We start from the raw sequence: 23,400 nt of genomic DNA, 5'->3' as shown, positions 1-23,400 counted from the left end.
AAAGTGATCAACATCGAGTAGCCCTTAGAACGGCATCTTGAAGCCCGGCGGCATGCCCATTCCGGACATCATGCCAGACATCTTGTCCTTCTGGTTGGCCTCGACACGACGCACCGCATCGTTAACCGCCGCTGCCAGCAGATCTTCCAGCACTTCACGCTCTTCGCTCATCAGGCTGGGATCAATGTCCACCTTACGGACATCGTGACGGCCGTTCATGGTCACTTTCACCAGGCCCGCGCCGGCCTCGCCGGTCACTTCCGCCTTGGCGATCTCTTCCTGGGCCTTCTTCATCTCTTCCTGCATTTGCTGGGCCTTTTTCATCAGGTCGCCCATGCCATTCATCATCGTCTTTCTACCTCTGTTCTTGCCTGCCCGGAAGTCCGGGTGAACTGGTTCGGCATCATTACCACGGCGTTTGTTGGCTGCGGATCACGATACCGGTTTAATGGAGTCTTCGACCACCCTGCCTTCAAAGCGTTCCACGATGGAACGTACGTGGGGATCGTTCTGGATGGAAGCTTCTGCCGCCTGCTGCCGCTCCTGTCGCGCTCGCTGCTCCCAGGCCGCGGGGGTGTCTCCACCGGGATGACCCTGGCGTACCGAGAGCTGCACCTGGTCACCGAAGAACTGACGCAAGGCATCCGCAATACGGTCCTGGTGACGGTCGTTGAGCAGACGGGCATGCCCCTCATCAAACGTCAGTACGACCGTATCGCCGTCCCGGCTCATGGCTGCGTGGCTGGCCAGGTTGCCCGGCATACCGACAATCCCCAGGGAACGGAAATCCCGCGGCCAGTGGAATTCGTCTGCTGCCGGTGCTGGCGCGGGGCTATCCATCCCCGCCGCCTCCGGCTGGTCGCTGGCAGGAACGGCTTCGGTTGGTTCAGGTTGCCCGGTTGGTGCTGGCGGTGCCGGCATGGATTCTGCCATCTCGGCGTCTGGCACGGACGGTGCCGGCGCTACCGGCTCGGGCGGCGTCACCGCTTCCGGCGCCGGGTTCCGGGCTGCTGGCTCTTCGCTGTACGCCAGGTATTCCGGTGGCAGATCATCGTAACTGGCCGGGGGCGGGCCATCCTCCGCCGGTGCAGATTCCGGCATCGAGTTGACCGCTGGTGACGACTCAACCGGCTGGGGCGGAGCCGCCTCACTGCCCCGGCTCGGCTCGCTGACCGGGGATGCGGTCGGTTCCGGCGCGGGTTCTGATGGCGCTGGCGCTGATGAAACGGGCGACACTGGCTCAGGTGGGGCAGCCGGGCTCTCGGCCGCACTCGATGGTGCCTTCTCCGCGTCGGCGACAGGCGCCGGAGCCGGCCCAGGCTCATCGGCATTCTCCGGCAGCGCTGGCGCGCCCTGGGCCGCTATCGTCGGCGGTTCACGACGCTCAACGCCGGGGCGAAACGCCAGCATCCGCAGCAGGGTCATTTCGAATCCCATGCGGGCGTCCGGCGTCACTGCCAGGTCTTTTCGTCCCATCAGTGCACTCTGGTAGAACAGCTGGGCGTCTTCGGCACTGAGCTGGCGCGCCAGCGACTGAACTTTACCGACATCCCCCAGGGCATTATCAACGCTGCCCGGAACCACCTGCTCCATGGTGACCCGATGAAAGAGGGACAACAGATCGGCCAGGATGACGCCGTAGTCCGGTGCAAAGTCGGACACCCGCTGAATCTCCGACAACAGTCCCGGGCCGTCGCCGGCCACCAGGGCATCCACCAGTTTCTCGATGTCCCGCTGATCGATTGTGCCCAGCATGCTGCTGACATCACTGGCCGCCAGTTTCTGGTTGCCGAAGGCAATGGCCTGATCGGTGAGACTGAGCGCGTCCCGCATGCTGCCATCGGCGGCCCGTGCCAGTAGCCACAATGCGGCCTCTTCAAACGGGATGCCCTCCTGGGACAACACATGATTGAGGTGACCGGCGATATGCTCCGGCGTCATGCGCTTGAGGTTGAACTGCAAACACCGTGACAGCACAGTAACCGGCAGCTTCTGGGGGTCCGTGGTCGCCAGCAGGAACTTGACGTGCTCTGGCGGCTCCTCCAGGGTTTTCAGAAATGCATTGAATGACTGGTTGGTGAGCATGTGCACCTCATCGATGAGGTACACCTTATAGCGGCCGCGAGTCGGCGAGTACTGAACGTTGTCCGTCAGTTCCCGCATGTCATCCACCCCGGTTCGTGAGGCGGCGTCAATCTCGATCAGATCGACAAAACGCCCCTCCATAATCTCTCGGCAGGTTGTGCATTCGCCGCAGGGATTCGGGGTGATGCCGGTTTCGCAGTTCAGGCAACGGGCCAGCAGCCTGCCGATGGTGGTCTTGCCCACACCTCGGGTGCCGGTAAACAGATAGGCGTGATGCAGCCGTTGGGTCTCCAGTGCATGCACCAGAGCCTGAAGCACATGCTCCTGCCCTACCATGTCCTGGAATGTTTGCGGGCGCCACTTACGGGCGAGTACCTGGTAGCTCATTGTCCATCAACTGCGGTTGTGATCAGCCTCAACCTTAGCATGGACCCGGATTGATAAGAAGCCAATACCCAATGGTTCAACTTGCTGAATTGCCGGCAAATCTTTGGTTCTAAAAGGGGAAGTAAACGAGGCTTGGGCAACAGGTTTGGCTTGTGAGTCCAACAGGCGGGATGCGGGGAGTACTGAAAAACTGGGGGTGGCCCCACCAGCGACACTCCGGCACACAAGTCCACCGCTGCGGCTGCTCCCTTCCGGGCCTGACCGGGTTCACGGTTTATTGTTGCGAAGGCACCAATGGAGCCACCATAACGATCCGGACGTGCTCGTCCAGATGCGGCGCGCATGTTAACAGGGGTTGGCAGGCGCATCAACGCTTTTTGTTGTTGATTTCTTTCCGGGTGTTTTCCTCATACCCAGGCCACCCTCGCAGCGGTAACGCAATTGGATTAATCTTCGGAAAACCACATGAATGGATCCTCCAACCCGATACGAGGTGCACGTGACTGAAACTCCCGGAAGCTGGTCATTTACCCGCTGGATAACCGAAGGACAGCTGGAGGGGCTGGAGATTCACCACCCGGATTTTCATGCCAAGCTGCTGCTTCAGGGAGCACACCTGATTCAGTTCGCCCCCACCGGCGAGGCCAACTGGCTGTGGTTGAGCAAGGCCGCCCGCTTTGAAACCGGCCGAGCCGTGCGAGGTGGCATTCCTATCTGCTGGCCCTGGTTTGGCGTTCCGGACCGAAACCCACCACAGGTCCGCGAACACATTCAGACCCGGCAAAGTCACGGCTTCGCCCGCACCCAACTGTGGCAGCTGGACCAACTGACGGAGTCCCCGGAAACCGTGGAAGTCAGCCTGGCACTGGAGATAGACGACGACATGCCCACGCTATGGCGCGGCAAGGCCCGGGCTTTGCTGACGTTCCGGTTCAGCGCCGATCTCCTTCACATTGCCCTCACCACCACCAACCTGGACAACAAACCACTGGCGCTTACCCAGGCGCTTCACACCTATTTGCCCTGCGACGACATCGCCAGCACCCAGCTGGAGGGTTTTGATGGCGTTAAGGTCGTCGACACCCTGCGAGACTGGGAGCTTTATGAGCAATGCGGCCCGGTCACCTTCGATGGCGAAGTCGACCGGATCTATCAACGCCCGGCCGAGCAGCAGGTTTGCATCCACAACGGCAACCGCCAGCAACAGATCACCAGCCTCGGCAGCCGCTCTACGGTGGTCTGGAATCCCGGCCCGGAAAAAGCGGACTGCCTGTCCGACTTTCCCGCCGAGGCCTGGCGATCGATGGTCTGCGTCGAAACTGCCAATGCGCTGCACGATTTTCGGGTGCTAAATAGCGGACAGACCCATACCCTTGGAGCAATGATCAGCTGTCGACAAGGACTTGCTAGCGACTCATGAGCCTGACATCAAGAATAAAATCTGCCCTGGTTCCATCATCCCTGGAAGACCAGATCCGCAAAATCAGTAAGCCCATTGGCAGCCTTGGCTACGACCCCTGGGGCTATAACAACGAAACCATCAAGTACGGCTTTTCATTTACCAGACTGCTGTATGAAAAGTACTTTCGGGTTGAGACTCACGGCGTCGAAAAGGTACCCGCGGAGGGACCGGTGCTGCTGATTGCCAACCACAGCGGCCAGCTCCCGCTGGATGGGCTGCTGATTGGCTACGCCCTGGCCTCCCGCAGCGACAAGCCCCGGATTCCCAGGGCCATGATCGAGCGTTTTTTCCCGACCGTGCCCTATCTGGGCAACCTGCTTAATGAGTTCGGCGCGGTTCTCGGAGACCCGGTGAACTGCGCCAAGATGCTGGCAAACAACGAGGCGGTGATCGTGTTCCCCGAAGGCGTGCGCGGCTCCGGCAAGCTCTACCGGGATCGTTACCAGCTCAAGCGGTTCGGCAATGGCTTCATGCACCTGGCGATGAAATACCGCGCGACCATCGTGCCGGTTGGCGTCGTTGGTTGCGAAGAGACCATCCCCGCCATCGCCAACGTCAAACCCCTGGCCAAGCTGCTTGGCGTCCCTTATGTGCCCGTTGCGGTACCGGCGGTCCTCCCCGCCAAAGTACACCTGAACTTCGGTGACCCAATGATCTTCGACGAATCGGAGATTCCCGAGGAGCAGGTCACCGAGCGGGTGGAACAGGTCAAGGCCGCAATCAGCGAGTTGATCGACAAGGGACTGAGCGAACGCAAGGGGCTTTTCTGATGAGCGAACAAAAACGACCACACATCCTGGTAACCGGCGCCGCCGGTGCCCTGGCCCAACAGGTAATCCAGCGCCTGCGCCAGGACTGTGACCTGGTGGCGGTGGATTTCCGTGAACAGGTGTACCTCGGGGACGACATTCCCAGCTACTGCATCGATTTCAACAAGCGGGTGTTCGAAGACCTGTTTCGCCGCTACGATTTCGACGGCGTGATTCACCTCGGGCGCGTCCAGTCCAGCCAGTTGACCCGCATGCGCCGTTACAACGCCAACGTGCTGGGCACCCAGAAGCTGCTGGATCTCAGCCACAAATACGGCATCCGCCGCGTGGTGGTGCTGTCGACCTACCACGTCTACGGCGCCACCGCCTACAATCCGGCGCTCATCGATGAGGAAGCGCCATTGAAAAGCGCCGGCCTGTCCATGGACCTGGTGGACTCGGTGGAACTGGAGAATCTGGCCAACATCTACCTGTGGCGCTACCCGGAACTCAACATCACCATTCTGCGGCCGTGTAACATCGTCGGCCCGGGTGTCCGCAACAGCATCAGTACTCTGCTTGGCAGCGAACATGCGCCGGTGCTGGCCGGTTTCTCTCCGATGATGCAGTTCATTCACATCGACGACATGGCCACCGCTCTCGTGCTCGCCTATCACCACAAGGCCCGTGGAGTGTTCAATGTAGCTCCGGACGATTGGGTGGCCTATCAGCATGCCCTGCAGCTATGCGGCTGCCGACGTATTCCCGTGCCTTCCATTCCGCCATCCCTGGCAAGGACAATCCTGCGTACACTGAAACTCAGGAGCTTCCCCTCCTACCTGATGAATTTCTTCAAGTACCCGGTAGTGATCGACGGTCGGCTGTTTGCCCGGGAGTTTGATTTCACGCCCGAGCGGTCACTGAAGGAAATTTTCCGGTACTATCGGGAAAACAAGCATCCCGTCTAGGGCGACAGGTCGGTAAGGACTCCGACGCCCGCGCAGACGGAGTCCATTCGTTCACAGGGCAAGGGACGCAATAGCCTATGGCGACCGACCTTGGTGTAATCAGCCACTCTGCAGCAGTGCTGTCATACCTGCTGCTCGCCATTCTTATTGCCGGCAAGTACCTGCGTCGCGAAGTGGATCGCACCATGTTCCTCGCCGCCCTGGTGTCCGCCATCTGGGCATTCTCGCTGGTGAGCCAGAGCCTGTGGCAGCAGCCTGGCTTTTTCCTGCGCTACCTGCTGGAGCTGATCCGCGACGCCGCCTGGATTGCCGTGCTGCTGGCACTGCTGCGGGATGCCGGACGCTCCGGCCAGTTCATGGGCAAGGTTCGCACCGTGCTCAGCAACGCCACCATCACGCTTGTCTTGTTGCTGCTTGCCTCCGGCGTCCTGGAATATGCCTTCGGCATTGCCCTGCTGGATGGCAAGACCAAGGTGGTGGGCCAGATCGCGTTGTCGCTGCTCGGCCTGTCTCTGGTGGAGCAAATCTGGCGCAACTGCGGCAGCCTCGGCCGCTCCAGCATGAAGTACATATGCGTTGGCACCGCCACTCTGATGGCGTTTGATTTCTTCATGTACGCCGATGCCCTGCTGTTTGGCCAGATCGCCGATTCGTTCTGGGACGCCCGCGGCTTCATCAATGCCTTCCTGGTGCCGTTGTTCGCGGTAAATGTCATCAATACCCGCAAGCAGCCGGTGGAATTCCAGCTGTCACGCAACGCCGTTTACCATGTCGGCACATTAAGTTTTGCCGGTATCTATCTGATTTTTCTTGCACTTGGCGGCTACTACGTCAAGGTCATGGGCGGTGATTGGGGCGAAGCCCTGCAGGTTTTGTTCATCACCCTGTCCCTGGCGGCGTTCCTCATTCTGGTCACTTCCCGCCGAGTACGTGCCCGGACCATGATTTTCATCAGTCAGAATTTCTTCGACTACAAGTACGACTACCGGGACGAGTGGCTGAAGATGACCCGGGAGTTGGCGGATCTGGGGGACGCTCCACCCCTGCCGGAGCGGGTGATCCGCATCCTTGGCGACCTGGTGGACAGCAATTCCGGCGTCCTTTGGCTGCGGGACGAGGATGGCAACTTTGCCCTGCAGGCCGCCACCAACATGACGCCTCCCAAATACACCACCATCGATGGCGAATCCGAGCTGATCCGATTCCTGCAGGAGCGTGAGTGGATCATCAACCTGGCGGAGTACCGGCAAGATCCAGTGCGCTATAACCTGCTGGAGATTCCCGACGCCATCACCAAGTTCACCGACGGCTGGCTGGTTATCCCCATGTACCTGGATAATTCGTTCTACGGCCTGACACTGATTGGCAGCCCCTACGCCAAAGTTGAGCTGAATTGGGAGAACTTTGACCTGATCAAGGTAGTCGCGCGCCAGACCTGTAACCTGCTGGCGCAAGCCGATGCCCAGAACCGGCTGTCCCGGGCCATGCAGTTCGAGGCCGTGAGCAAGGCCTCAGCGTTTATGGTGCACGACCTCAAGACCCTGATCGCCCAGCTTGGCCTGCTGGTGAACAATGCCCATCGCCACCGGAACAATCCTGAGTTTATCGACGACATGATTCGAACCACGGAGCACGCGGTACGGAAGATGTCGAACCTGGTGGAGCATATCCGCAAGCCGGAGGATAGCGGCAACGAAACCGCCACGATCGATCTCTTTGCGGTTGTCCAGCAGCTGCTGGAGCACCACAGCAACGACCAGCCTGCTCCGCAACTGATCGGCAATCCGGACCGGGTGCTGATTCACGCCGACGCTGACCAGCTGCGTAACGTTCTGGGCCATCTGGTAAAAAACGCCCAGGATGCCACACCGCCAACCGGAGAAGTCACACTGACCCTGAAAACGTCCCAGGGCCAGGTAGTGCTGTTCATTCAGGACACAGGCAGTGGCATGAGTGAGGAATTCATCAAGTTCCAGCTGTTCAAACCGTTTGAGAGCACAAAAGGCCTTACCGGCATGGGTATCGGGGCCTATCAGGCCCGCGAGTATATCCGCAAGATTGGCGGCAACATCGACGTGACCAGCGAGCCAGGGGTCGGCTCGTGCTTTTCGGTGCGTCTGCCGCTGGCCCAACCCAACGCGCCAACCTCGCAACAAACCACAGAAAACGACGAAATCAAGTCACCAAAGCGCATTAACACCGCCAGCTGATCGTCGAGTGCCAAAAAACCGCCCAGAGACGATTGCAATAGCCTAAACTACAGTTAAGAATCGACGGTAACGAGAAATCGTGCCGAGAGTGTACCGGGGCTCAACGTTGCTCGCGCGCTAAGCCACCCCCCCTCACGGGCTGGCAAAACAAAGGTTCAGCCGCACAGGGCCCGGTACTTGATCTATCCAGACAGTACAAGGACTTGTTGCAGTTGTGACTAAGCGACTCTTGATCGTAGAGGATGACCCAGGCCTGCAGAGCCAGATGCGCTGGTGTTTCAGTGATGACCTGGAAGTGGCGGTTGCCGACAACCGGGAGGCTGCCATGGCCGCCCTGAGAAGGCATGAACCCGAGGTGGTTACCCTCGACCTGGGCCTGCCACCCGATCCCGGCGGCGCCTCCGAGGGCTTCGCCCTGCTCGATGAAATTCTTCGCCTCGCTCCACAAACCAAAGTCATCGTGGTTACCGGCCGTGAAGACAAGGAAAACGCTGTCAAGGCCATTGGCATGGGGGCCAGCGATTTCTACCAGAAACCGCTGGACGCCGACATTCTCTCGTTCGTGGTCAATCGGGCGTTTCGCCTGGCAGAGCTGGAGCAGGAAAACCAGGAGCTCAACCGCCAGAACAATGGTGCCAACATCAAGGGCATTGTTGCCGCCAGCCCGCAGATGCTGACCATTTGCCGCACCCTGGAGAAAGTTGCCCCAACAGACGTAACCACACTGATTACCGGCGAAACCGGCACCGGCAAGGAGTTGCTCGCCAGGGCACTGCACGACCTCAGCCACCGGGCCACCAAGCCCTTTGCCGCCATCAATTGCGCTGCGATACCGGAAAATCTGCTTGAGAGTGAGCTGTTCGGCTATGAGAAAGGCGCTTTCACCGGCGCCACCCAGAGCAAGAAAGGCAAGATCGAGAGTGCCAATGGCGGCACCCTGTTCCTGGACGAGATCGGCGACATGCCCATGCCGCTGCAGGCAAAGCTGCTACGTTTTCTGCAGGAACGGCTGATCGACCGGGTCGGCAGCGTCAACCCGATACCGGTCGATGTACGGGTTGTGTGCGCAACCCACCGGGATGTGCGGCAACTGATCGACAGTGGCGACTTCCGCGAGGATCTCTACTACCGCATCAGCGAAATCACCCTGGACGTGCCCTCACTGCGAGAGCGGGATGGCGACGCGCTGGTGATTGCCCATTCGCTGCTGAAATCCCTCGGCAAGCAGATGGAGCGTCCCAATCTGACGTTTTCGGAATGCGCTGTTCGGGCCATCAATACCTATGGTTGGCCAGGCAACGTGCGGGAGATGATCAACAAGGTGAAGCGCGCCACCATCATGGCGGAAGGCAAACGGGTGACCGCCTCCGATCTTGAGCTGGAGGCCCCGACGAGCTCAGGTCAGGATGCCATCAACCTGCGCCAGGTGCGTGAAACCGCAGAACGCCAGGCCATTCTGCAAGCCCTGCAAAGCAGCGGCTTCAACATGGCTCAGGCAGCACGCCTGCTCGGCGTTACCCGCCCCACCCTCTATAACCTGACGGACAAGTACCGGATCGAAACGTCACCGGAGGCGTCCAGCGCCGGCTAGTCTGCCGGCGCAACCAGATCGTGCGAATGGCCTCACAATAAAATACCAACAGGGAATACGTTCATGACCAACTTCCGTCATCTACTGCTGATTGGAGCGCTGGCCCTGCCGCTGCCGATGCTGACCGGTTGCGGAGACCAGGCTGAGAAGTCCGAGGCGCTGTCCCACATCGCCCGCAGCGACACCTACGTTGAGCAGGGCCAGTATCGCCCGGCGCTTCTCGAAATCAAGAATGCCATCCAGAAAGAACCCAACAACGTGAACCACCTGGTTCAACTGGCCTCGCTGTATCTGGAACTTGGCGCAGCACGGGAAGCATCCGATCTTCTTGAGCCCTGGCTTGAAGATCAAACCCAGGCGGTCGCCCTCACCCTGGCCCAGGCCTACCTCGCCAGGGGCAAGCACCTCTCGGCGGTTGAGACCCTGGACCGCATAGAACCGGAATCGGAAGCGGCGGAACTGGAGCACGAGCTGGTTCGGGCCGAGGCCCTGCGGCAGTCAGGCAAGCCCCGACAGGCATTGGCCGGCTTCCAGGCCGTCCATGAGCGCAGTTCGGATAACCGGGAGGCTCTGATCGGCATACTGCGCTCCCGCATCGACCTGGGAGACGCGAACCAGGCAGTGGCGACAGCCGACAATGCCCTCGACCCGCAGAACCCTGACCCGGAACTGCTATTCCTGAAAGGTCTGGCCCTGTACAAACAGGGTCAGGTCGAATCGGCCATCGAGGTGCTTACCGAGGCAACGGGCGCACTGCCCAGCGTTGATGTCTTCCTGCCGGTGCGCAGAGACCTGTTGACGCTGCTGTCCCAGGCCCTGACACAGCAGGGCCGGATTACCGAGGCCCAGCTCTACAACCGCATCCTCGCGGAGAACACCGACACCGACGCTCGTGAACGCGCCAAGGCCGCGGTTTCAGCGATCCAGTCCGGCAACCTGGAGGAAGCCCGGGTCACCCTGCAGGACATGCTGCAGCTGGACCCGGAGAACGAGCAGGCCGCCCTGATGCTTGGCGCCCTCAACCTGCAACTGGGGGATCTGAGTGAAGGCGCGGGTCTGCTGGCCGAGAACCTGGACCCGGAAACGTCCCCCACCCCCTTCATTCGCGCCGCCACCCTGGCCCAGGTTGAGCAGGGCCAGCGCAAAGATGCCCTCGACAATCTCAGCCGCGCCATCGAGGCCAGACCCAACGACCCGGACCTGCTTGCGATGCATGGCGTGCTGGCGCTGTCACTGCCAGGACGCGCTGATGAGGGCGTTGCCAGCATCAGCAAGGCCCTGGGGCTAAATCCCCAGATGACACGCCTTAACCTGGCCCTTGCCCGCCACCACCTGTCACAAGGTCAACCACAACAGGCACTGGGGCAACTGCGAATGGCGTTCGCAAACAACCCGGCAGATTGGCCCACCACCAGTTCCTACGTCGGCGAACTGCTGCGACAGGACGAGCTGGGCGAAGCGAGGGAGATTCGCGATTCCCTACTTAACGGGTATCCGGACTCGCCCCAGGCTATTCTGATGGCCAGCCTTGTCGATGCCGGCCTGGAAAACAACGAACGCGCCCTGGCCAGGCTCAAGGAGCTGACCACCAAGCAGGCCAACTACCAGCCGGGCCTTATTGCCCTCGCCAACCTGCAAACCAAGCTGGAACGCACCGAGGCAGCAGCGGAGACCATGATCAAGGCGGCGAAACTCACGCCACAGAATCTGGAACCCCTGCGACAGGCCGGCCGACTGTACGCCATGACCCATTCCATGGAGGAAGTCGCTGAATGGCTGAAGTCGCAGACCGGTGATGATCCAGAGCTGAGCAACAGCGGTGCGGCGCTGATTGCCATGGTTCAGGTGCGTCAGGGCGAGCTGGACGCGGCGGCCAACACTCTGGCCGGAATCGACGCAGACACCGCCTCTGAGCCAGTCAAACACGCCAAAGCCCGTCTGCTGGTGGCGCAGGCGGAGGGCCTGATTGGTGATAAAAACTGGGCCGACGCCCAGGCCAACGCGACCCAGGCCATTGCGTTGCAACCGGCACATCTGGGCTTCGCACTGCTGCCAGCGCGGCTCTACCAACTCGAAGGCAAGCAGCAAGAGGCCATGGCGCAACTGGATGAGGTGGAAGAGCGATTCGGCACCCGACCTGAAATTGTGGTCAGCCGGGCCTCGCTGTTGCAGCAGATGGATCGGGCCGACGAGGCCTATCGGTATCTGGAAGAGCAATGGCAGGCCAGTGAAGATCAGCGCATGTTGCCAGCACTGATCAGTCTGGCTGAGACCCAGGACCCGGATCGCGTGGACGAACTCACCCAGACCTGGGCGGGCCAGGCGCCCGGCAATCTGCAGGCCCAGATGAAACGAGCCAACTACCTGATGCAACAGGGCAACGATGCGGCGGCAGCCCGACACTACCAGGAAGTCCTGGATCGGCAACCCAACAACATACTGGCGCTGAATAACCTGGCCTGGCTACTGCGGGAGTCCTCGCCGGCACGAGCGCTGGAGCTGGCGCAACGGGCCAGCGAGCTGGCACCGGACAATCCCGCTGTGCTGGATACTTACGGTTGGGTACTCCATCTGCAGGGCAAGCACCAGGAAGCCATGGCAGCCATTGAAAAGGCTCTGGCAGCAGCACCACAAAGCGAAGAAATTGCCGACCATCTGGAACAGGTGAAACAGGCACTATAGGCATAGACACCGTCCACCGATGACAGCGCCTACGTCTGTCATCGGTGGGTTACATGCCCGCAAAACCCAGCGTCAGACTTTGTACACCCCACGGAACAGGTCTTCCTCTCACCACCCTCAACCAGAAGAATTATCGTTAAAACAGCTCACTAGCCGTACCAAGCGGCCAATTCCAGGCACAGTGGGCGTAACAGTGTTGGTGCTCTACCACACCCTGCTTGTCAGCTTCTTTTACATGCCCATTACAGAGCACCTCGGAAAGTTCAGAAAATCAATTAGCTACAACATTGGCACGGTAATCGCTTATTACTCGGCAGGGAGGGGTTTGAACAAGCTCACCCACCGGCCAAACCATCTGTGAGGGTGGGACGGAAAGCCAAGGATCTCAAAACAATAGAGACGGCCTGGCTGCACAAGAGAGATGGATACAAGGAATTAGTGACAAATTGGAGACAATTCCATGAAACTGAAACTCCTGACTGCAGCAATGGCACTGACCTGGGCTTCCTCGGCCAGTGCGGTCTATGTCAGTAATGATGGCGATGACGGCGTTGGTACCGGTCTGCAGGGCCAGATTGACGCAATCACCACCGCACCAACCCCGGGAAGTTCTTCCATTGATGTCAACGCGGATCAACTGGATGACGGTCTGGACAGCTACTGGAGCATTACCGGCTCAGGCGGCAGTGTCAGCACCTTCGTAGTAGAGGTTGCGGGCAATTCCGGGTCAAACACATTCGGTGTCTACGATCGCTCGAATCCAACGACCTTCGTTGAACTGTTTTCCGGCAGCGACGGCCCCAACAACGGTTTCGGCAGCCAGGTAACTCTGAGCTTCCTGGCCGATGGTTCGGTTGGTATCAATGGCTCCGACACTGGCATCGACTTTTCCAGCAACCAGTTCGGCTACTATCTGGGCAGCGCTTCCGGTCCCACCTTCTTCTCAGACAGCGATCTGAACGCCAACGGTTCTGATCAGATGGTGGCCCTGCAGGGCAACGACGTTGACACGATCAACATCCCTGGCTACTTCGCCGGCACCTGGACTGACAACGAGTTCATCCTCGGCTGGGAAGACGTGCTTTACGCCGATGGCGACCAGGACTTCAATGACCTGGTGGTGATGGTTGAGTCCGTACTGCCTGTTCCCGAGCCGGGAACCCTGGCGCTGCTCGGTCTCGGCCTGGCCGGTCTGGGCGCGGCCCGTCGTAAAAAGGCGTAAGCCAGCAAGTAGTATCCCAAAGCCAGCTTCGGCTGGCTTTTTTATTGGCTCTGCCAGGGCCAAATCACCGCCGGTTAAGCCCAGGTTGTTGAACGGCGGCGAATACCCAGTATGCTGTAACGTAGTCGCTCAGGTCAGGCGGACCCCGGATGTCGATGTTAAGGAAGGCGCACACGAACCTGCCCCAGGCTGTACCCTATCTCACGGTCACACTGATCAGCCTGATACTTTTTTACCCCACCTGGTGGCGTTTGCTGTCAAAGTGGTTGCAGTTTGAACAGGTGCTGGTCCACGGTCTGGCCACCGCAGCGTTGTTCATCGGATTGTTACTGCTGCACCCACCTCTGACCGCCCGCAACGCAGACACACCCTCGATTTCTCTGAACAAAGCCTCCCTGGGTGGCGGCCTCGCGCTTGTGGCCACCGTTCTTGTCTGGCTACTGATTGAACTGGCACGTATCGACACCCTCGCCTACCTGCTTCTTCCAGTAGGGCTGGCAGCCACCTGCTGGACCTTGCTGGGTTGGGCGGCTACCCGCGCGTTTCTTCCATACCTGCTGCTGTTGTCATTGTCCCTGCCAATCTGGGCCGACCTGGTGCCACCACTGGTGGCAATGGCCAGCGCGGTCGTGGGCACCTGGGTGCAATGGATGGGGATGACCGCATTGATTGAGGGGCATTACATCACCCTGCCCTATGGCCGCCTGGTCATCGCCGATGGCTGTTCCGGCATTCGTTACTTCGCCATCGCCATTCTGCTGTCGATGGTAACGGCGGTTCTCAACGACTATCGCTGGCGCGGCTGGCTTGCATGCCTGGGCGTTGCGGTAGCCCTCGGCCTGCTGGCCAACTGGGTACGCATCACCATCCTGGTGGTTGTGGCCTACGCTACGGATATGGAAAGTGCCCTGATCACCGATCACGAATTCCTCGGCTGGGTGGTGTTTGCTTTCTTTATCGGGCCTGCTCTGTATCTGGCACCGGTCAAACGTCGCCAACCGGGACACATCACAGCACCAGGCTCGATCCGTCGCCCGGCACTCGCTTTTGTGGTTGCAGCCGCTCTGCTGGGGCCCGTTTCGCTGGCGTTTTTCCAGGCCCCGGGTAACCCGAAACCACCCTGGACCCTGGAGCTCGTCGATGCCCGGGTGGAGGCCAGTGCCGGACTGCCGCTGCCCATGGAACTACCGGGCAATCTTGACCAGAAAGTCTGGCAATCCGGGCCGTTCTGGTATTCCCTGGCCCAGACTCAGAAACGCCAGAGCAATGACAAACTGGTTCCCTACCTACGCCCCCCGGTTGATAAGGACACCTGGCAGTTACAGAAAACCAGCCCTCAAGGGGCCCGCCTCTACCGCAATATCTTTACCCGCGAACAGGTCGTGCTGGCCCAGTGGTATCAGGTTGGGCAGTTCCGGGCGCAGAGCTACCAACAGGCCAAGTTACTTCAGATACCGGCGACCCTAAGTGGCCAGAGCCGGTTCGCGCTGGTTACTGCGCAACTGGCCTGCGATCGGCTCAGCTGTGACCAGGCCCTGCTGGACATGGAAGCGCAACTTGCTACCTTGACGCTGCACCCCAGGGATGAGGCGCCCCAGACAATCGACGGATCAAACAGCTAGTGTCAGCCGGATTCCGGGTCATCAGAAGCGCCGCCCTGCTGCTGGGCCTGCAGGTAGTCCAGCGTGGGCTGGGCATTATCAGCACGCTGATCCTGGCCCGCCTGCTCACCCCCGAGCATTTCGGCATCGTTGCCCTGGTCACCATTGCGTTGCAGTTCTTTGAGCTTCTCGTCGAAACCGGGAACCAGCAGTACATTGTCCAGAAAAAGCACCTCAGCGATGACGACCTCCACACCGCGTGGAGTCTCGACGTCGTGATCAAGTCCTCGGTGGCGGTACTGATCATCGCCTCGTCGCCGGCGCTTGCCCGCTATTTCGACACCCCGGAACTAACCCTGGCATTGAGCGTAGCGGCGTTGACACTGCCAATCCGGGCCCTCAAAACTCCCGGAATGATGAAGCTGGCCAGGGAGATCAATTACCGCCCGCTGTTCCGACTGACGCTGTGGCAGAAGAGCCTGTCGTTCATCACGGTCATCGGATTGGCGCTGGTGCGTCCGGATCACTGGGCCATCATTGCCGGCAATGTGGTGTCGGCGGTCATACTGGCGGTCGGGTCCTATCGCGTCCACAGCTTCCGGCCGCGATGGACCCTGGTCCATGCCCGGGAGCAATGGCAGTTCAGCCAATGGTTGCTGATGCGTGGCCTGGTCGGGTTCACCCGATCCCAGATTGATAACTTGCTGGTGTCCCGCTTCTTCGGCACCGAGAAGCTTGGTGGCTACAACCTGGTACGGGAGATCAGCCTGTTGCCGGCGCTGTCCGCCATTATCCCGATGAGTGAGCCGCTGTTGGCGGCGATCGCCGAGCGCAAGGATCAGGCCGAGGTGCTGGCCTATCGGGTGCGCCTCAGCCTGGCCATCATGATTACCCTGCTCACCCCGATCACTGCCATCATCATGCTGTTTCCAGAGGCCATCGTCGCCCTGTTGCTGGGCAGTGACTGGGCGGCCTATGGCCCACTATTGCGTCCTTTTGGCCTGTTCTTTTTCACGTTTTGTCTGTTCGCCCTGACTAGCGACGCCGTAATCGCCCAGGGGCGGGTCAAGCCCCTGTTCTGGTTTGATGTGATCTCCACACTAACCATCATCGCGGCCCTCCTGCTCTATGGCAGCAGCAACCTCGACACCATGGCCTGGTTGCGGGGTTGGCTGGCGGTGCTGACAACCGCCGCCCTGATGCTGTTACTGAATCGCTGGTGCCAGTTTGGCCTGCAACGCCTGGCCTTCCTCTGTTTGCCAACGGCCACTGCCCTGCTGGCCGCGCTCGCGGCCTTTCTCGCCTTGGCTGGACGGTCTTCACTGACCGCCGCAGGCGAGCCGATCGGAGTGATCGAGCTGCTCTGGATGGGCCCGTTGGTGCTGGTGAGTTATGGCGCGGTGTTTATCGTGGCCTGCCTGCTGATCCTCCGCCATACCGAGGAATTCCGGCAGGTGCAGGAGTTGCTGGGAAGTCTGCTGACAAGGAACCGACACCCCGGCGATGCCCGTTAACGAGCCGAATGTAACTTTATGTAACACAAAAAAAGAGCTATTCTTTCAATAACTCGCATACTTTGACAGTTCAGGTAGTAGCGCAACCGTGACCCCCATTTCGATACAGCTTCAGGAACACCACGGCCTCAACCGGCGACGGGAGCGGATACGCTGCGGCGTGCCCATTGCCCGCTCTCAGGTCCACCAGACCGAAGAACTCACACTCACTTCGATGGAGCAAGGACCGGGACAAGGTGAACGAAAGGAAACGGCGGTTCCCTGCGACGTTACCGTCACTGGCCGTTGGCCAGATGGCAGCCTCCGCTGGGTATTGCTGGAATTCCTGCTCGATCTGGATGCCCGACAGTCTCTTACCCTCCAGTTAAAGCACCAGCAAGGGCCAGCCCTTCAGGCTGAAACGCCCTCCTGGCCAGACAATCTGCAGTTTGACGACAATCAGCCAAGCTGGCGCTTCAATGCCCCGAACAACGATCAGAAGGCCCGTTGTTCCCTCGTTCTTGAAGGCGAGGATGGCACCCAGTACCGCGGAGCCCTCGACACCAGCTGGGCGTTGGCTGGCAAGGGCCTGATCAGCCGCCGATTCCACGCCAGCGGGTACTTCCTCGACCCTCGGGGTGACGGTAAGAAGAAGGCTGTGGCGCATTTCCAATGCCGCCTGGACCTGTTGGACCATGGCCGCACCCTGGCTGCAGAGATCTGTTTGCACAACCCGCGGCGGGCAAGGCATTCCGGTGGGCTCTGGGATCTGGGTGACGAAGGCTCACTGCGCTTCAGGAGCCTGGCACTGCACGTGGACCGGGAGTCCGCCGAACGGCCCTACCAGGTCTGGCTGAAGCCAACGCCGCTGGCCGAATCCCGGACGTCTTCAGACACCATCAGTCTGCTGCAGGAATCCAGTGGTTTTGACAACTGGCACAGCCGCAACCATATCGGGGCCGATGGTGTCAGCCGGCCCCGGTTCCGGGGTTACCGGGTCAATATCGGCAACCAGCCTCCGGAAGGCGGTGATCAGGCCAGCCCGATCCTCGGTTTTACCCGGGCGGATACCACCCTCCAGGCCAGTCTGGAGCGCTTCTGGCAGAACTTTCCAAGCAGGCTTGGCGCCGACAGCGATGGCCTGGTGATCGAACTCTTCCCCGGCGATACCGCCGACTGTCATGAACTGCAGGGCGGGGAACGGAAAACCCGGACCGCTTACCTGCACTGGGGGGACGATGCCCAGGCGCTGGACTGGACCCAGCAGCCGCTCTGCCCAGTACTGGAACCTGCCCATGTCGAAACCTGCCAGGTCTTTCCTCACTTCCAGGCCGACGCCAAACCCGGAGCCCTGGAGGCGCTGATCCAGCGGGGTCTCGATCCAGATACCGGTTTTTTCGCCAAACGGAAAATCATCGACGAGTATGGCTGGCGCAATTTCGGCGACCTGTTTGCCGACCATGAAACGCTGTATCAGGAGCCTGGTGAGCCGCCTCTGATTTCTCACTACAACAACCAGTACGATCCGATTCAGGGCTTTGCCCGCCAGTTTGCGCTGACCGGCGATCAGCGCTGGTATGAGTTGATGGACGATCTGGCCTGCCATGTCACCGACATCGACATCTACCATACCCAGGAAGACCGCTCTGAATACAACAACGGGCTGTTCTGGCATACCGACCATTATCTGGATGCCCATACCGCCACCCATCGCACCTTCAGCCAACACAACCACACCAGCTCCACCCCCGGCCAGACTGGTGGCGGTCCAGCGGCGGAACACTGTTACACCAGTGGGTTGCTGTATCACTACTACTTAACAGGCAATGACCGTTCCCGGGACGCCGTGCTGGAACTGGCGGAGTGGATGGTGACGATTCATGAGGGGCAAGGCGGACTGCTGGAGCAACTGCTGGCACTGAAGAAACAGGACGTCCCCAAGCTCAAAGATCTACTCCAGGGCAAGGCGCCGCTCAAACACCGTTACCCGTTCACCCGGGGAACCGGTAACTACCTCAACGCCCTGCTCGATGCCTGGTTGCTTACCGGAGAATCGCGCTGGCTTGCGCGTTGCGAATCAGTGATTCAGGGCACCATCCACCCGGATGATAACCTGGACCAGCGGGATCTGCTCGATGTTGAGACCGGCTGGTCCTATCTGGTGCTGCTCGCCAGCCTGGTGAAATACCTCAACCTCAAGCGCCAGTTCGACCGTACGGACGGTCCGTACCAGTTCGCGCTCTCGGCGTTCCGTCACTATGCGCAATGGATGAGGACTCACGAACGGCCATTTCTTGAGGACCCCGAACCACTGGAATTCGCCAACGATACCTGGGTCGCCCAGGATATCCGCAAGGCCATGCTGATGTACCAGGCTGGCGGCCTGTTCCCGGACCAGCGCACTGACTTCCTGGCTCAGGGCAAACACTGGCTCGACCAGGTTACCGACACCCTGACCGACAGCCCGGAAGCCCATTTCACTCGCATTCTGGTGATCCTTATGCAGAACCATGGCCCCCATCAGCAGCCCCTTCCCGTGCCGTGTCAGGCGCCGGAACCGAACGAGCAGGCCATCGCGGCCCTGTCGACTCCGGTCATGACCTGGTCCCACCTGCTGGCACGGATGACCCGGCGCCTGATCACCGGGATCGTGGGCTTTCGGCCAGCACGGGAGAAGGCCTGGCTCAACGCGAGGCTGGATCGCTCATGAACAGGCGGCAGGTGATCAAACGGGCAGTGAAAACGGTGTTTCTGGGCCTCGCCCTGCCGTTGTGGCTGCTGTGCCATCTGATGAGTCTGGCCGGAAACCGGGATGGCGTGTTTCAGTCGTTCTCCCAGTCCCTGAGCCTGGTGCCGGGAAAACTGGGCATCTACCTTCGGGCAGCCTTCTATCGACTCGCCTGCCCCGACACCTCCGACGACATTTCCATTGGTTTTCTGACCGTTCTGTCGCATCGGGACACCAGCATTCAATCCGGCGTCTACATCGGGCCCCAGTGCAATATTGGCAAGTGCTTTATCGGTCCCAATACACTGCTGGGCAGTGGCGTACACATTCTCAGTGGCAGCCGACAGCATGATTTCAGCGATCCCGGCAAGCCCATTCGTGAGCAGGGAGGCAGTTTTGAGAAAGTATCGATTGGTGCCGACTGCTGGCTCGGGAATCAGGCCGTGGTACTGACCTCAGTGAAGGATCACAGCATCGTCGCCGCCGGCAGCGTGGTGGTCGCCGAATTCGAAACCGGCGACATTCTGGCTGGCAACCCGGCTCGCCGCCTGCGCAACCGCTACCAGCAGGCACATGACGCTGACGGCGAACAACGGGGTTCCAGCACTGAGGGTACTGTCAGGGAGGAAACGTCACCATGACCGCCGGAATTGTTCAACGGGTTTATGACGGCTCACCGGTTTGGTTTCAGAACCTGCTGGTGTCAGCCTATGGCTATAACCTCTACCGTAAACGCTATACCGGCGTTTATCGTGAGCTGCTCGAGCAAGTGCGCCGGGCCCGTCACTGGGACGCCGATGAGATCGAAGCCTACCAGTCCGAACGACTCCATGAGATGGTGCGACACTGTCGTCACTCCGTCCCCTACTACCAGTCCCTGTTTGCAAAACTGGGGCTGACCGAACAGGATTTCACCGCCACCCGGGACCTGACCAAACTGCCCATCCTCGACAAGGCGACCCTGCGCGCAGAGCCCGAACGATTCCGCGCAGCCGGTGAGCAACCCTTTATGATCCAGCATACCAGCGGGTCGACCGGCACCCCCCTGGCGCTGGCAGTGAACCGCCGCACCTACCAACTCGCCATGGCACTGCTGGTGGAATTCGAGGAATACCATGGGGTTCCCTTTGGCGCCCGACGGGCCACCTTCGCCGGGCGCATGATCCAGCCCGCTGAGTGCACAACGCCCCCCTTTGCCCGCTTCAACCGGGCGGAGAACCAGATGCTGTTCTCCAGTTACCACCTCAATGACAACAGTTTTCCCTGGTATCAACAGGCGCTGGAGCATTTTCAGCCGATGGAGCTGATTGGCTACCCATCGGCTATTGCCGACCTGGCCAACCACTACCAGCAGGCAGGAACCCGCCCGGGCTTTCAGCCACAGGCGGTGGTCACCAACTCCGAAACCCTGCTGGACTGGCAGAGAACAGTGATTGAATCCGTGTTCGGCTGCCCGGTTCGGGACTACTATGGCACGGCCGAGTACGCCCTGTTTGCCGGACAGGACAGTGAGGGACTCTATCGGCTCAACCCGGTGCTGGGTATCACCGAAGCCATTCCCGATGAGACGACGGGGGCCGAGACCGCCACCCTGGTAGCAACCACGCTGACGAATACCACCATGCCACTGTTACGGTACCACATCGGTGATACCGCCCAACTGCCGGAACCGGCATACCAACCGCTACGCCCCACCAGCCTTGCCCGCATCAATGGCCGCATCGACGACTACGTCGAGACCCCCGATGGTCGCCGTATCGGCCGGCTGGATCACATCTTCAAGGGCCTCAACGGCATCGCCGAAGCCCAGATTATTCAGGACGCCAAAGATCACTGCACCATCAAGGTGGTGGTGCAGCCGGATCTCGACCCCGCCGAACTGCGGACGCTTAAGGACAACCTGAGCAAACGCACCGCCGGGATGCTGGCCATCACCGTACAGCAGGTGGACCGGATTCCCCGGGGGGCCAATGGCAAGTTTCGGGCGGTGATCCGCGAACTTTCAGCGCCCCAGGGAACGCAGGCAATGGACCAGGCATGACCACTCGTTACCGCTTTTCCATCGTGATACCCGCCCATAATGAAGCCCAATACATTGGCCAGTGCCTGACCTCAATCCGCGAGGGCATCGGCCAGCGTGGCGACGTCGAAGTCATCGTCGTGGACAATGGCTCCAGCGATAACACCGTTGCGCTGGCCCGCGGCTTTGCCGGCGTGCAGATACTGGAGTTTCCGGATGGCAAAGTGGGCGCCGTGCGCAACCATGGCGCCCGACACAGTCGCGGCGAGTTTCTGGTGTTTATTGATGGTGACTGTCTGCTGTCCCCGGATTGGCTGGCTCACGCCGAGGCGCTGATTGCGGCCCATCCCGGGTCGGTGTTTGGCGGGGGCTGCAAACTGCGACCGGACCCGGTCTGGGTCGAGAAGTACTGGCTGCTTTCCGCCCCGGATCGTCCCACCACACTGCCCTCCAAGCTCATCGGTGCCTCCATCCTCATTGCCCGACACACGTTTGAGACACTCGGTGGTTTCAACGAACAGGTGAGCTCTGGAGAGGATTCCATGCTGTCGGACCAGGTCATCCAGGCCGGCTTGCCACTGCGCTTCGACGACCGCTTGAGCGTCGTCCATCTTGGCAATGCCCTCACCCTTGGCGAGTTCATTCGTCGACAAAGCTGGCACGCAGAGAACTACCTCTCCCGCATTGAGGATTCGATCCGGGACCCGGTGTTCCTGTTGGTGAGCGTATTTCTGGTGTGCCTGTTAACGGCGTTGGCGGCCCTGGCTCTGTTGCCCCCCATTGGGCTCGGGCTGCTGGTGTTCAGCCTGCTGCTGCCACTGGTGCTGACTGCCAAGCGATTGCTGCGGGCAGGTTTCCGGCGGCCACCGGGCCCGACCGCACTGGTCCGCATCTATCTGCTCGACCTCGCCTACCTGGTCGGCCGCAGCCTCGGGATACTAAAAGGCCTCAGGAACCGCCAAGTCGCCTGAGGCCTTTCAAACCGCGCTGAAATCGTTAGAACGCTATTCCACCGTGATGTTCTGGGGCGGATTCGGCGGCATCACGCCATCGTCCACGCCGCCGGTTGAACCGGGGTAGTCGTCCATTACCACCACGTCATCAATAGCGTACCAGTCCTCGAATCTCTGACTGTTGGGCTCCGCCTGGAAATAGTCGTTGCCACTGATGGCAAAGTAATTCCACTTGACCATCCGGTTTTCCGGATTGTCCATGGTCCAGGGAATGTTGGTTCGGTTGAGTACCCGGTGCCCATCCACCCAGATCCGATAGATGCCGTCGGTGGCACCGGGTGATGAGTTCATCTTCACGTAGAAGCCCACCTTGGTCCAGCGATTCTCATCCCCGAAGACCTGGTCGTGCTCCACGATGCCGCTGTAATCCACAATGTTGCCGCCATAGACCTGATCCTGAAGCTTCGGATCAGTCCCCCCCTCTTCCTGGCCTTCTATCGAGGAGGTGTAGTTGCGGGATTCACCACGGCGGTACTGATCCTTGAAGTAGTAGTTGTCGGTCTGGGGCGGCCCGCCGCGAAAGGCGATCACGTGCCTGAGACCGTAGTTGTCACGCTTGTAATCCCAGAAAGCGATGGGCCCCAGGTCGCCGCGATAGCCGCTGTAGGGAGTCCCCTGACCATTCCAGTGGCCGACCCGGAACATTTTCGAGGTATAGCTGGAGGCGTTGGTGCGGTTCCACCATTCCTTTGAGAAACGGATGTAAAACTCAACGTAGAGCTGGTCGTAACCCCGATCCAGGATCTTCATCAACTGGCTGTCAGAGTTCCACATCGCCCAGCCGGAATCCGGAGTGTAGGATTCCCGCCAGAACACCGCGGACTTGCCGCTACCGCCGCGGGCCTTGTCGGCATTGGATGCCAGTATTTCCAGGGACGCATGGTTGTCTGGATAGCCGGTCTCCGGCGACCAGCGGGTGCCCTGGTAGAGGTGGGTCCAACCTTCCGGCAGAGTGAATCCGAGGCTCGCGTCCTGTGCTGACTCGGTCGAATGCATGGTGGAGGTAAAATCCGGCTGGTTGTCAAAGTTGTCCTGGAAGATCACGCCGGCTTCGCCCATGGCGATCGAGTTCATACCCAATGCCAGTACCAGACCTGAAGCCAATTTAGAGATATTCATAGTTTTTAGCCCTATACATGCAACCCTTGATCTAGGGTAAAGGATTCCTGTCCCTGTGGTTGTGACCAAA

Annotated in this window: 16 protein-coding genes, 1 other RNA gene and 1 riboswitch; of the genes, 13 read left to right on the top strand and 4 right to left on the bottom strand. The window is 60.1% G+C overall.

The window, feature by feature from the left end; translation table 11 throughout:
- Window positions 1-24 precede the first annotated feature (24 nt).
- From MLD24_RS05730 to ffs, 3 genes are all read right to left on the bottom strand, one after another.
- Window positions 25-348 carry a YbaB/EbfC family nucleoid-associated protein gene (locus tag MLD24_RS05730; RefSeq protein ID WP_227171200.1) on the bottom strand — a complete coding sequence of 108 codons (324 nt, stop codon included), beginning with the start codon at window positions 346-348 and terminating at the stop codon, window positions 25-27.
- Between the two features lie 84 nt (window positions 349-432).
- Window positions 433-2,472, bottom strand: coding sequence for a DNA polymerase III subunit gamma/tau (gene dnaX / locus MLD24_RS05725; protein ID WP_248165143.1), 2,040 nt, complete (start codon window positions 2,470-2,472; stop codon window positions 433-435).
- Between the two features lie 200 nt (window positions 2,473-2,672).
- Window positions 2,673-2,769: signal recognition particle sRNA small type (gene ffs, locus MLD24_RS05720), an RNA gene on the bottom strand.
- A gap of 202 nt (window positions 2,770-2,971) precedes the next feature.
- Between ffs and MLD24_RS05715 the strand changes: the two genes are divergently transcribed.
- From MLD24_RS05715 to MLD24_RS05655, 13 genes are all read left to right on the top strand, one after another.
- Window positions 2,972-3,892 (top strand): D-hexose-6-phosphate mutarotase, encoded by a 921-nt coding sequence (locus tag MLD24_RS05715; protein ID WP_248165140.1) that lies wholly within the window; start codon window positions 2,972-2,974, stop codon window positions 3,890-3,892.
- Window positions 3,889-4,704 carry a lysophospholipid acyltransferase family protein gene (locus MLD24_RS05710; protein ID WP_248165137.1) on the top strand — a complete coding sequence of 272 codons (816 nt, stop codon included), beginning with the start codon at window positions 3,889-3,891 and terminating at the stop codon, window positions 4,702-4,704. Before MLD24_RS05715 ends, MLD24_RS05710 begins: the two co-directional genes overlap by 4 nt.
- A complete protein-coding gene (locus tag MLD24_RS05705; protein WP_227171204.1) occupies window positions 4,704-5,651 on the top strand; it encodes an SDR family oxidoreductase in 948 nt (315 codons plus the stop codon). Before MLD24_RS05710 ends, MLD24_RS05705 begins: the two co-directional genes overlap by 1 nt.
- 77 nt (window positions 5,652-5,728) lie before the next feature.
- Window positions 5,729-7,861, top strand: coding sequence for an XrtA/PEP-CTERM system histidine kinase PrsK (gene prsK, locus MLD24_RS05700; protein ID WP_248165134.1), 2,133 nt, complete (start codon window positions 5,729-5,731; stop codon window positions 7,859-7,861).
- A 214-nt stretch (window positions 7,862-8,075) separates the two neighbouring features.
- Window positions 8,076-9,452, top strand: a complete 1,377-nt coding sequence (gene prsR, locus MLD24_RS05695) for a PEP-CTERM-box response regulator transcription factor (RefSeq protein WP_227171206.1) — start codon at window positions 8,076-8,078, stop codon at window positions 9,450-9,452.
- Between the two features lie 63 nt (window positions 9,453-9,515).
- On the top strand, window positions 9,516-12,134 hold the full coding sequence (locus tag MLD24_RS05690) for a tetratricopeptide repeat protein (RefSeq protein ID WP_248165131.1): 2,619 nt from the start codon (window positions 9,516-9,518) through the stop codon (window positions 12,132-12,134).
- A gap of 335 nt (window positions 12,135-12,469) precedes the next feature.
- Window positions 12,470-12,550, top strand: a riboswitch (cyclic di-GMP riboswitch).
- A gap of 44 nt (window positions 12,551-12,594) precedes the next feature.
- Window positions 12,595-13,356 (top strand): DUF4114 domain-containing protein, encoded by a 762-nt coding sequence (locus tag MLD24_RS05685; protein WP_248165128.1) that lies wholly within the window; start codon window positions 12,595-12,597, stop codon window positions 13,354-13,356.
- Between the two features lie 149 nt (window positions 13,357-13,505).
- On the top strand, window positions 13,506-14,978 hold the full coding sequence (locus MLD24_RS05680; protein ID WP_248165126.1) for an exosortase/archaeosortase family protein: 1,473 nt from the start codon (window positions 13,506-13,508) through the stop codon (window positions 14,976-14,978).
- The gene (locus tag MLD24_RS05675; protein WP_227171209.1) at window positions 14,978-16,471 is read left to right on the top strand and encodes a lipopolysaccharide biosynthesis protein; all 1,494 of its coding nucleotides are present in this window, start codon (window positions 14,978-14,980) and stop codon (window positions 16,469-16,471) included. The genes MLD24_RS05680 and MLD24_RS05675 overlap by 1 nt, the downstream gene beginning before the upstream one ends.
- A gap of 88 nt (window positions 16,472-16,559) precedes the next feature.
- Window positions 16,560-19,160: a hypothetical protein gene (locus MLD24_RS05670; protein ID WP_248165123.1), complete on the top strand. Its 2,601-nt coding sequence runs from the start codon at window positions 16,560-16,562 to the stop codon at window positions 19,158-19,160.
- The gene (locus MLD24_RS05665) at window positions 19,157-19,819 is read left to right on the top strand and encodes an acyltransferase (protein WP_248165120.1); all 663 of its coding nucleotides are present in this window, start codon (window positions 19,157-19,159) and stop codon (window positions 19,817-19,819) included. Before MLD24_RS05670 ends, MLD24_RS05665 begins: the two co-directional genes overlap by 4 nt.
- A complete protein-coding gene (locus tag MLD24_RS05660) occupies window positions 19,816-21,219 on the top strand; it encodes a phenylacetate--CoA ligase family protein (protein ID WP_248165118.1) in 1,404 nt (467 codons plus the stop codon). The genes MLD24_RS05665 and MLD24_RS05660 overlap by 4 nt, the downstream gene beginning before the upstream one ends.
- Window positions 21,216-22,169 (top strand): glycosyltransferase family 2 protein, encoded by a 954-nt coding sequence (locus tag MLD24_RS05655; protein WP_248165115.1) that lies wholly within the window; start codon window positions 21,216-21,218, stop codon window positions 22,167-22,169. Before MLD24_RS05660 ends, MLD24_RS05655 begins: the two co-directional genes overlap by 4 nt.
- A 33-nt stretch (window positions 22,170-22,202) precedes the next feature.
- Here the strand turns inward: MLD24_RS05655 and MLD24_RS05650 are convergent, their stop codons facing one another.
- The gene (locus MLD24_RS05650; RefSeq protein ID WP_248165112.1) at window positions 22,203-23,330 is read right to left on the bottom strand and encodes a hypothetical protein; all 1,128 of its coding nucleotides are present in this window, start codon (window positions 23,328-23,330) and stop codon (window positions 22,203-22,205) included.
- Window positions 23,331-23,400: the final 70 nt, after the last annotated feature.

It is taken from the genome of Marinobacter xestospongiae (genome assembly GCF_023156385.1).
GTDB lineage: Bacteria > Pseudomonadota > Gammaproteobacteria > Pseudomonadales > Oleiphilaceae > Marinobacter > Marinobacter xestospongiae.
This window is presented reverse-complemented; position numbering and strand designations above follow the sequence as displayed.

Bases quoted from the DNA above. Each gene is read 5' to 3' on its own strand.
- MLD24_RS05665 (WP_248165120.1), top strand. From the start codon at position 19,157: ATGAACAGGCGGCAGGTGATCAAACGGGCAGTGAAAACGGTGTTTCTG.
- MLD24_RS05730 (WP_227171200.1), bottom strand. From the start codon at position 348: ATGATGAATGGCATGGGCGACCTGATGAAAAAGGCCCAGCAAATGCAG.
- MLD24_RS05680 (WP_248165126.1), top strand. From the start codon at position 13,506: ATGTCGATGTTAAGGAAGGCGCACACGAACCTGCCCCAGGCTGTACCC.
- MLD24_RS05690 (WP_248165131.1), top strand. From the start codon at position 9,516: ATGACCAACTTCCGTCATCTACTGCTGATTGGAGCGCTGGCCCTGCCG.
- prsK (WP_248165134.1), top strand. From the start codon at position 5,729: ATGGCGACCGACCTTGGTGTAATCAGCCACTCTGCAGCAGTGCTGTCA.
- dnaX (WP_248165143.1), bottom strand. From the start codon at position 2,472: ATGAGCTACCAGGTACTCGCCCGTAAGTGGCGCCCGCAAACATTCCAG.
- MLD24_RS05650 (WP_248165112.1), bottom strand. From the start codon at position 23,330: ATGAATATCTCTAAATTGGCTTCAGGTCTGGTACTGGCATTGGGTATG.
- MLD24_RS05705 (WP_227171204.1), top strand. From the start codon at position 4,704: ATGAGCGAACAAAAACGACCACACATCCTGGTAACCGGCGCCGCCGGT.
- MLD24_RS05660 (WP_248165118.1), top strand. From the start codon at position 19,816: ATGACCGCCGGAATTGTTCAACGGGTTTATGACGGCTCACCGGTTTGG.
- MLD24_RS05655 (WP_248165115.1), top strand. From the start codon at position 21,216: ATGACCACTCGTTACCGCTTTTCCATCGTGATACCCGCCCATAATGAA.
- MLD24_RS05710 (WP_248165137.1), top strand. From the start codon at position 3,889: ATGAGCCTGACATCAAGAATAAAATCTGCCCTGGTTCCATCATCCCTG.
- MLD24_RS05685 (WP_248165128.1), top strand. From the start codon at position 12,595: ATGAAACTGAAACTCCTGACTGCAGCAATGGCACTGACCTGGGCTTCC.